The 10,543-nt window shown below is 39.0% G+C and carries 9 protein-coding genes; 6 read left to right on the forward strand and 3 right to left on the reverse strand.

Features of this window, described 5'->3' with window-relative positions; genetic code table 11:
* Positions 1 to 89 precede the first annotated feature (89 nt).
* A complete protein-coding gene (gene surE, locus ACY651_RS13740) occupies positions 90 to 884 on the reverse strand; it encodes a 5'/3'-nucleotidase SurE (protein ID WP_462253695.1) in 795 nt (264 codons plus the stop codon).
* Between the two features lie 88 nt (positions 885 to 972).
* On the opposite strand from surE, the gene ACY651_RS13745 reads away from it, so the two are divergent.
* The 6 genes from ACY651_RS13745 to ACY651_RS13770 all read left to right on the forward strand — a co-directional run bounded on the left by ACY651_RS13745 (position 973) and on the right by ACY651_RS13770 (position 9,600).
* A complete protein-coding gene (locus ACY651_RS13745; RefSeq protein WP_462253697.1) occupies positions 973 to 1,230 on the forward strand; it encodes a T9SS type A sorting domain-containing protein in 258 nt (85 codons plus the stop codon).
* 36 nt (positions 1,231 to 1,266) lie between these two features.
* Positions 1,267 to 2,007, forward strand: a complete 741-nt coding sequence (locus ACY651_RS13750; RefSeq protein ID WP_462253699.1) for an NUDIX hydrolase — start codon at positions 1,267 to 1,269, stop codon at positions 2,005 to 2,007.
* 236 nt (positions 2,008 to 2,243) lie between these two features.
* Positions 2,244 to 5,279, forward strand: a complete 3,036-nt coding sequence (locus tag ACY651_RS13755; RefSeq protein ID WP_462253701.1) for a SusC/RagA family TonB-linked outer membrane protein — start codon at positions 2,244 to 2,246, stop codon at positions 5,277 to 5,279.
* 20 nt (positions 5,280 to 5,299) lie between these two features.
* The gene (locus ACY651_RS13760) at positions 5,300 to 6,916 is read left to right on the forward strand and encodes a RagB/SusD family nutrient uptake outer membrane protein (RefSeq protein ID WP_462253703.1); all 1,617 of its coding nucleotides are present in this window, start codon (positions 5,300 to 5,302) and stop codon (positions 6,914 to 6,916) included.
* A gap of 24 nt (positions 6,917 to 6,940) precedes the next feature.
* Positions 6,941 to 7,759 (forward strand): SusE domain-containing protein, encoded by an 819-nt coding sequence (locus tag ACY651_RS13765; RefSeq protein WP_462253705.1) that lies wholly within the window; start codon positions 6,941 to 6,943, stop codon positions 7,757 to 7,759.
* A 44-nt stretch (positions 7,760 to 7,803) separates the two neighbouring features.
* Positions 7,804 to 9,600, forward strand: a complete 1,797-nt coding sequence (locus tag ACY651_RS13770; protein ID WP_462253707.1) for a SusE domain-containing protein — start codon at positions 7,804 to 7,806, stop codon at positions 9,598 to 9,600.
* 173 nt (positions 9,601 to 9,773) lie between these two features.
* Here ACY651_RS13770 and ACY651_RS13775 read toward each other — a convergent pair whose 3' ends face one another.
* Both ACY651_RS13775 and ACY651_RS13780 read right to left on the reverse strand, forming a co-directional pair.
* Entirely contained in the window at positions 9,774 to 10,238 is a 465-nt protein-coding gene (locus ACY651_RS13775; protein WP_462253709.1) for a hypothetical protein, read from the reverse strand.
* Between the two features lie 72 nt (positions 10,239 to 10,310).
* Positions 10,311 to 10,543, reverse strand: a 233-nt coding sequence (locus ACY651_RS13780) for a response regulator transcription factor (RefSeq protein WP_462253711.1), incomplete at its 5' end; no start/stop codon positions are given.

The following is a 10,543-nucleotide window of genomic DNA, read 5'->3' on the forward strand; positions in this document are numbered from 1 at the left end:
CACGCAGCTAACTGAAAACATGACGCTACCGGTCTATCTGGTTATTGTACTGGTTCCAGCACCTGGGACTCTGAACTCGAAACTCTTTATTAACTTTCGTGCACCAGCTCCTCGGCTTTCAAGTAGTTCCATGTCTCGATCGCTGTTAACGCCTGATGGTCAGTCATGTCGCTTCTAAGCGGCGTAACCGATACAAAGCCAGAATCGATAGCATAGTAATCCGTGCCGTCGGCAGAGTTGGTATTAAAGTATTCTTCGCCAATCCAGAAGTAGGGCTTTCCCCGAGGGTCGATGTGTTCGGTGATTACTGGCCGAGCGTTCTTAATTCCCTGTCGAGTCACCTTGACGCCTTTGATCTCACCAGGCGGAAAATTGATGTTCAGTAGCGTCCCCTCCGGTAGTCCCTCGGCCAAAACTTTGCGAATGGCGGTAACCGCAAACTGCGCTGCCGCTGTGAAATCAAAATTCTCCCGGGCCACTAAACTGAAGGCCAAGCCTGGTACACCCAGGATAGTCGCCTCCAATGCTCCCGCGACCGTACCTGAATAGGTGGCGTCATCGCCCAGGTTACCACCGTGATTTATCCCGGAAGCACAAATATGGGGAAGCTCTTCAGCTGGTAGGATCTTGTTTAGCGCCAGGGTTACGCAGTCGGTGGGTGTGCCATCGACCGTCCAATGACGCGCATCAATCTGGCGGATGCGAAGCGGTCGGGCGAGGGTGAGACTGTGTGATGCACCGCTCATTTCCGATGCCGGCGCCACCACATAAACATCGCCAACGGCTCGCAGGGCGTGCTCGAGCTGGATCAGGCCATCGGAATGGATACCATCGTCATTTGTTAAAAGTACTGGTGTATCGTACGAGTGGAGGGTAAGTGCCAACTGTATTGCTACACCTGCAGTAAATTACACTGCAGCACAGTTTACTACCAGCTCACGTAACAGCACTATTACAAGACTTAAAAATGGTTTGGGAATTAAAATTTCTCCCAACCCGGTTATATCAAATGCAATAATCGATTATATTGTACCTGGCAATGGAAAAGTAATTATTACTTTAGTAAATTCTTTTGGGCAGCAATTGCAGATATTATGTAATGCCAGTTTAAGTGCAGGCCAGTATAAAATAACATTAAACGATAAATTTAAATCGCTTGTAAAGGGAGTTTATTTTTTAAAGATCGAACAAAACAAACTTAAATATTATATTCAATTTATAAAGCAATAGATTAAGTAAAATTTAAAACTCTAAATATATTTTCTAATGACTTCTGATGTTAGTACAGACAAGGTAAAAAATATTAAAACACTCACGGCTATACAATCCGAAGTAGAAAGCAGTAATGGTATTGCTTTATCGGTGGACTGTGTAATTTTTGGTTTTGATGAAAACAAACTGAAAGTATTACTGATAAGAAGTGACCTGAAAAAATATTTAGGAAAATGGTCTTTGTTAGGAGATTTGGTAAGGCCCAGCGAAGACCTTGATGCGGCGGCATACAGAATATTAAAACAGCGTACCGGCTTAAGCGATGTTTACCTGGAACAGGTAGAAACATTTGGTGCAGTAAGCCGCCATCCGGCAGGCCGTGTGGTAACAGTTACTTACTGCTCTTTAATAAATGTGCAGCACCATAAGTTAAAAATATTAGATAACGAACTGCACTGGCACGACATACAAAATGTAACCGACCTTGCTTTCGATCATCAGCAGATATATGATACCTGTTACCAGCGTTTACAAAAAAGAATACAGGAACATCCATTGGGTTTTAATCTTTTACCCAAAAAATTTTCTTTAAGGGATTTACAAAATTTATACGAAGCTATTTTAGATACTAAAATGGACAGAAGAAACTTCCGCAAAAAATTCTTTGCTATGGATTTTTTAATTGACCTCGACGAAATGGAACAGGACGTACCGCACCGGCCGGGCAAATTATACAAGTTTAATTTTGAAAAATACGAGAAGAAAAAGAAAAAGTGGGTGGGTATAGATTTTTAAAGTAAATACCCCGTTGCAGCATAATTAAAGCACCTGATGTCTTACCATACTATTACAGTTATTGAATATCAGGCAACTGTTTAAGTAATCACAGCAATTTAAAAATTCTTTTTAACAAAATTTTGTTTATAATAAAAATTCCTTACTTTGCGTAAAATTTACACATTCTCAATTGTGTAAAAAATACACATTAACAACTGCTTTCTAATTTTTTAAAAACGATACAACTTGCATGTATGAAAAAAATCAACAAACAATTTTACAGGATTTTTATGCAAACGATTGCGCTGCTGCTGATCGCAGTTGCAGGGTTTGCACAAACCGCTGTTACCGGTAAAGTAACCGACAGTAAAGACGGTACGCCTGTTTTGGCGGCAACTGTAACACTAAAGGGAACTAAAACTGCAGTAACAACTGCAGCAGATGGTACATTTAAAATTAATGTACCGGCAAATGCCATCTTAGTTTTTACATCTGTTGGCTACGCTATTACAGAAGTGGCAGTAGCAGGTAAAACAACTATTGATGTAAGCATTGCACAAACCGACCAGCGTTTAAACGAAGTGGTGGTAGTTGCATACGGAACCAAACGCAGGGGCGACCTTACCGGTTCTGTAACATCCATTTCTGCCAAAGATTTTCAAAAAGGAAATATTGCCTCATCAGAACAATTACTGGTGGGTAAAGTTGCAGGGTTAGAAGTTACAACAGGTGGCGGTTCTGCGGGTGGCGGAAGTAAAATTCGTATCCGCAGCGGTGCTTCCTTGTTTGCCAGTAACGATCCGTTAATTGTAATTGATGGTGTGCCGGTTGAAGGTAATGGTATTGCAGGTTCTGGTAATCTGTTAAATACTATTAACCCTAATGATATTGAATCAATGAGTGTTCTTAAAGATGCTTCTGCTACTGCTTTATATGGTTCAAGAGCATCAAATGGCGTTATAATAATAACAACTAAAAAAGGAACCAGCGGAAAAGTAAAATTTAATTTTACCACTCAGGCTTCTCTTGCCAATGTAAGCAAACACGTAGATGTACTTTCTGCAGACCAAATAAGGAGTATAATAAATGCCGATGCTGCAGCTACAGGTAGTAACACCTACAAAAATCTATTAGGTACTGCCAATACTAACTGGCAAGATCAAATTTACAGAACAGCTGTAGCTGCTGATAATAACATTAGCGCAAGTGGAAGTATAAAAGGTTTACCCTTTGTGTTGCCTTTCAGGGCATCATTAGGTTATTTAAACCAGGATGGTGTGTTGAAAACAAACAATTTTAAAAGGGTATCTACATCGTTAAACTTAAACCCTAAACTTTGGAACGACCATTTGGCCATTAATTTGGCTTTTAAATATAGCCGCACAAATAATGTATTTGCTAATGAAGGTGCCATTGGTGCTGCTGTTACATTTGATCCTACACAGCCTGTTAATAATGCAACGGGTAAAAATGGTGGTTATTGGGAATGGTTACAAGGGGGAAATCCTGTTGAGTTAAGTACCAGAAACCCATTAGGTTTGTTAGAGCAGAGAGATAATACTTCAACTGTAAACCGTGTAATTGGTAATGTGCAGTTAGATTATAAAATGCATTTTTTACCCGATTTACATTTACTGCTTAACTTGGGTATGGATAATGCTTCAGGAAAAGGTAATGACAACATAGACTCTGCATCTGCAACCAATTATAAAACAGGCGGCAGAAAAAGTTATTATGAGCAGCAAAAAAGAAACACACTGGCAGATGTACAGCTGTTTTATGCCAAAGAAATAAAAAGCATTAACAGTAAAATAGATGTGCTGGTTGGGCATAGTTACCAGGATTTTTATACCAATGTAAAAAACTTTGCATCGTTTAGTTACCGTGCAATTGCCGACCCGGCAAACCCGGCAAGAAAAGATACTATTGCAGGTAGCGTACCTACTTTTTTAACGGATAAGCCGCAATACAGAATGGAGTCTTATTTGGGAAGAGTAAACTTTACTTTAGCCAACAAATATTTATTAACCGCTTCATTGCGCAGGGATGCCAGCTCTAAATTCAGTAAAGATAACAGGGTAGGTTATTTTCCTGCAGTGGCATTAGCATGGAAAATGAAAGATGAATTTTTTAAGAACAGTAACCTGGTAAGCGATTTAAAATTAAGAGGTAGCTGGGGAGTAACCGGGCAGCAAGATTTTGGTGCTAATGATTATTATTCTTATTTGCCTTATTATTCTCAAAGTAACCTAGCAGCCCAATATCAATTTGGCAATACTTTTTATAGTTTTTTGCGTCCATCGGCGTATGACCTAAATAGAAAATGGGAAACCACTACCACTACAAATTTGGGTTTAGATTTTGGGTTTAGTAACAACCGCATTTCTGGTTCAATAGATATTTACCATAAAAAAACGGAAGACTTATTAAGTGTGGTACCTATTGCACCGGGTTCAAATTTTAATATTGAATTGTTTACCAATGTTGGTAATATGGAGAACAAAGGTGTGGAGTTTACTTTAAACACTATTCCTATAGCAACTAAAAACCTTACGTGGAATTTTGGTTTTAACGTAACTTATAATCAATCTGAAATTACCAACCTGTTAAAGCAGCAGGATGCTAATTTTCAGGGTATTGATGTGAGTGGTATTGGAGGCGGTTTAACCAACACGATTGGTAAATTTAAAGTAGGTTACTCTCCTTATGTATTTTATGTGTACAAGCAGGTGTATGATAAAACTACCAACAAGCCAATTGAAAACTTGTTTGAAGATTTAAACAGGGACGGGCAAATAACCAGCGCCGACAGGTATTTGTATAAAAAGCCTGCAGCAGATATTTTATTTGGCTTAAATACACAGGTAAGTTATAAAAAATGGAATGTTGGTTTAGCCGCTCACGGCGCAATCGGCAACTATTTATACAACCAGTTAAATTCTAACAATGGTGTTTTAAGGGCTTTAAAAAATCCAATCAACTTTATACAAAACGGTGTACCGGATTTTTACAATACCCGTTTTAGTGGTACTACCACCAACGAGTATTTGTCTGACTATTATATTGAAAACGCTTCTTTTTTTAGATTAGATAATATTAACCTGGGGTATAATATTGGTAAAGTATTAAAAAATAAAGCATTGCTCAGGTTAAATGGCAGTGTGCAAAATGTATTTACCATCACCAATTATTCTGGCTTAGATCCTGAGAATGCCAACAGTAGCGGTACGGATTATACGATATACCCACGGCCACGTATTTTTTCATTAGGGGCAAGCCTCGATTTTTAATTTTATAAACTACGATTGATATGAAAAATAAATTTGTAAATAAAATCATGCTGTCAGCGGTTATTGCTATCGTAATAACTTCTTGTGCCAAAAAGCTGGACTTGTTTCCGGTTAATGATTTAACTCCAGAAAAGGCTTATGCCACAGCAGCAGGTTACAAAAGTGTATTGGCTAAAATTTATGGAACACTTTCAATTACCGGTAACTCCGGCCCGGCTGGTAACCCGGATATTGGCGGAGGATTGGATGAAGGTTCACAAGTGGCTTTCATCCGCATGTTATTTAACTGCCAGGAACTGCCTACCGATGAAGCAGTGGTTGCATGGAATGATCAAACCATTAAAGATTTTCATAACCTTAAATGGACGGCTGACGATCCTTTTTTAAAAGGAATTTATGCAAGATGTATTTATAATATCACCCTGATAAACGAATACATCAGGGAATCGACAGACGCAAAACTTGCAGAGCGTAACATTAGTGGTGCAGATGCTGCTGAAATTAAAAAATCGAATGCAGAAGCAAAATTTTTACGTGCTTTCAACTACTGGGTAATGCTTGATCTGTTTGGTAAATCTACCTTTATTACTGAGGCTGATTTAATTGGTACTTTTCAGCCCGGTGAAAAAAGCCGCACAGAATTATTCAGCTATATTGAAACAGAATTAAAGGCTGTGGAAACACAATTAGCAAACGTAAAAACTATTGAATATGGCAGGGCCGATCAGGGTGCTGCATGGGCATTGCTTGCAAGGTTGTATTTAAACGCACAGGTGTATACCGGCACAGCTAAATATACCGAAGCCATTACTTATGCTAAAAAAGTAATAGCCGGCGGTTACACTTTGTATCCTGATTACCGTAAAGTTTTTATGGCAGATAATGATAAAGCAAAAGATGAGTTTATGTTTGCAATAAACTGCGATGGTTTGCGTACACAAGCTTATGGTAACACTACATTTTTTGTACACTGTGCAGCTGGTGATGATGCCGCCGATTATGGTGTTGGCGGAGGTTGGTATGGTTACCGCACTACAAAAGGACTTGCCGATTTATTTACAGATTTAAGTGGTAATACCGATAAACGTGCCATGTTTACTACATCTAAATATGGTACCGCACCATCACAGGTAGCCATTGCCGACATAAGCAATTTCGACCAGGGTATGCATGTAAACAAATACAAAAATATCCGTGCCGATGGCGGCCCGGTTTCGGATTCAAGAAAAGAATTTTCTGATGTTGACTTCCCTGTTTTTCGTTTATCTGAAATGTATTTGATTTATGCCGAAGCAGTTTTAAGGGGTGGTACAGGTGGCGATGCAGCAACTGCACTAACCTATTTAAATCTGATGAGGGCAAGAGCCGGTGCAACAGCATTTGCTGCATCCGATCTTACACCTTCAGCTACAGGGTTACAAAATATATTAAACGAAAGAGGAAGAGAGCTATACTGGGAAGGCCACCGCCGTACCGATTTGGTACGATATGGTTTATTAACAACAGGTACATATTTGTGGCCATGGAAAGGGGGAGTAGCTTCAGGTACTGCGGTTGACAGTAAGTACAATATTTTTCCTGTACCTACCACTAACAGAACCACCAACCCTAACCTTACACAAAATGCCGGTTATTAATTTTTAACTGCTAAAATTATTATAATGAAAAATATATTAAAACAAATTTTCTTCTTAACAACACTGCTTGTAGTATTTGCATCATGCAAAAAAGACGAAAATAAAAACTATTTCGAAGGCGGTACAGCTCCGGTGCTTAAAGCATCTTCTACCACACCATTGGTTTTATTAATTGCCAATAAAGATAACCAGGCATTAAGTTTTACCTGGACAAATCCTAACTACCAGTTTAATACAGGTCCAAGCTCACAGGATGTTACCTATACTTTGCAGTTTGATACTACAGGTGCAAATTTTACTAATCCTAAAATTGGAGAAAAATCTATTCCAAAAGATTTAGCCACTGCTATAACAGTAAAAGATTTAAACACCTTATTACTGGGTATGGGCTTGCTGGAAAATATGCCGCATAATATGGAGATACGTGTAAAATCAAACATCACCAATTCTAACGTTCCGCTTTATTCCAATGTAATAAAAATTATTATTACGCCTTATTTGGATGTAGTGTATCCTGTACCTGCAAAACTATATATTACCGGCAGTGCATCACCTGCAAGCTGGATGGGTGGCGGAGATCCGGAAAATGTAAGTCAGCGTTTTACAAAAGTGAGTTCATCAAAATTTGAATTGACTATAGTGCTTAGTGCTAACAACTCCATGTTGTTTGTACCCGTTTATGGCGATTGGAATAATAAATATGGTTTTACAGGAAGTAATAATGCCAACAATGTAAATGGCGACAGTTTTAAACCTGATGGCGGAGATATAAAAACACCTGCTGTTACAAAATCATATAAAATAACAGTAGATTTTAAAACCGGAAAATATACAGTAGAATAATAAATATTTTTTTCTGGTTAATTAAAAACATTAAAACATTTAAAATGAAACATCTCTCAAAAATATTTTTAACTGCTGTTGTTGTTACCGGTTTTTTTACTGCCTGTAATAAAATTGACAACCTAAAAAAAGCAGAAGCATTACCAGTTTATCAATTGGGTGTATCGCCGGTACTAAGCAGCTCAACCGCTACAGTTGCACCGGCACTTGCAGATTCTAATAAAACAGCCGTAACTTTTTCGTGGAGCAATCCAAGGTATTCTGTAGATTCTGCTACCACAAAATATATTTTAGAAATAGACAGCACCGGAAAAAACTTTGCTAACGAAAATACTAAAACCGTTACCGGCGTTTTAAACACTGCACTTACTGGCAGAGATTTAAACGGCATCCTGCTAAACTTAGGATTTAAATTAAACGTTGCTCAATCAATTGATGTACGCTTAATATCTTCTTACAGTAACAACAACGAAAGGTACATGAGTAACGTTGTAAAAGTTAGCGTTACACCATTTGCCGACCCTTCTGTATTAACCAGTGCCAACACTTCGGTTACACTAAGTTTAGCCAATGCAGCATTAGCTTCCAATATATTCAACTGGAGTTCATCGTTTAAAAGTTATGGAGGTATTGTTACATATACATTACAGTATGATTCTGCGGGAAAAAACTTTGTGGCTCCTTTAGAAATTGCGGCAGGCCCAGCTGTTTTAACCAAAGGATTAACACAGGGAGAAATGAATGCTACGGCTTTAAATTCGGGCATACCCGGTGGTAATACCGGTACAGTGGAGTACCGTATAAAAGCTGTTACGGCATTAGGTGCAATTGCATATTCAAATGTGGTTAATGTTAGCATCAAAAGTTATTTACCCATTCTTAGAATGTATTTACCGGGTGGTTATCAATCTGCAACAGGTAATGGTAACGATTGGGATCCGCCAACAGCACCAGAATTAATAAGAGACCTTCGTTCTGGTGTGTTTAACGATATGTATTACATCTACATATTTTTACCGGCCAATGCCGAATTTAAAGTAACCACTGGCAGAAGTTGGGACGTTAACTATGGCGGCAGTGGTGGTAACCTTGCTCAAAACAGCGGTACTAATTTAAAAGTAACCACCGCAGGTTTTTACAGAATTACGGTAAACCGTACTACTTTAAAATATGATATTCGTGAGGGAAGAATGGGTTTTGTAGGTGGCGCAACAGGCGCAGGATGGAACCCTCCAAATGTATTCCCCACTTATGCAATGGGCAATGCAGCTACCAATTTATTTGTAGGCATTAATACCTTTGTTGCCAACCAGGGTTGGAAATTAATTGATAATAATGCATGGGACAATGGCAGCAAAGCAGTTGACGAAACAAGAAGTTACGGCACAGCCGGCGGCGATGGCAGTACACTTGAAGTAAACGGTTCAAATTTTGCAGACATTACTAATTCGCCTGTACGCAACAGGGTAATTTGGGATGGCCGTGATGTAAACAACGTTAAATACTTTACCAGCCCAGCAGCCGAAATGCGTTTAGTGGGCGACGGTATGAACCAGGCCGGAGTTAATGACTGGGATCCACCATCCTCTCCACAAATGACTTACAGCGGCAATGGTGTTTGGACAATTACAATAGCGCTAAAAGCAAATAAATCCATTAAGTTTCTGGCAGGAAATAATTGGGGTGCTTTTGATTATGAAGATAACAGTGGTGGCAGCCAGGCAGTGGGTGTAAATAAAGGCATCAGGTGGGAAGGTGGCGGAGATTTTAAAACTCCAGCCACAGCCGGAACTTATACCGTTACTTTAAATGAGAATACACAAACCATGAGGATAAATTAATAAAGCATAATTACTAATTTATAAATGGGCTGACATTTTTGTCGGCCCATTTTATTTAGGGTGCAAAAGATTTGAGGCAGCAGTAAATGAATATTTGTTGATGTAACAGCAATGCTTTAGCTGCAATAGGTTATATGATTATGCTTTTAGTTTAAAAATTAGCAACTGAGTATTTACAGGAGAATAAAAAAAGTCCCACGCAGAGCAGCAGAGAACGCAGAAGTTAAACAAATTTTATTTTTATAATTGACATGCTGCCCGCCAATGAAAACACTATTTAATTTATAATATTTTTTCCCCAGCGTCCCCTGCCCCTCAGCGTGCAAAATCCCACACACTGTTCCACGCAGAGCTGCAGAGAACGCAGAAGTTAAGCAAATTTTATTTTTATAATTGACATGCTGCCCGCCAATGAAAACACTATTTGATTTATAATATTTTTTTCCCAGCATCCCCTGCCCCTCAGCGTGCAAAATCCAACACACTGTTCCACGCAGAGCAGCAGAGAACGCAGAAGTTAAACAAATTTTATTTTTATAATTGACGTGCTGCCCGCCAATGAAAACACTATTTAATTTATAATATTTTTTCCCCAGCGTCCTCTGCCCCCTCAGCGTGCAAAATCCTACATTCGACATTCCATATTCGACATTTCAAATTCACCATTGCCCATTCACCATTGCCCATTCACCATTGCCCTTTCACCCTTCTCATACACTCACCACTCCATTCTTAATCGCATACATCACCAAACCCTCCCTTGTCTTCACATGCAGTTTTTCAAAAAGTGCATCCCGGTAGCCATCAATGGTACGTGGGCTCACAAACATTTTATCCGCAATTTCTTTGTACGTCATTTCGGTGCAGGCGTATTTTAAAAAGTCGGTTTCCCTTTCGTTAAGCTGCAGTATGTTTTTTAATTCGCCGCCCTCATCATCTAATT

This window comes from Ferruginibacter sp., assembly GCF_031391665.1.
In the GTDB taxonomy this organism is placed as follows: Bacteria; Bacteroidota; Bacteroidia; order Chitinophagales; family Chitinophagaceae; genus Ferruginibacter.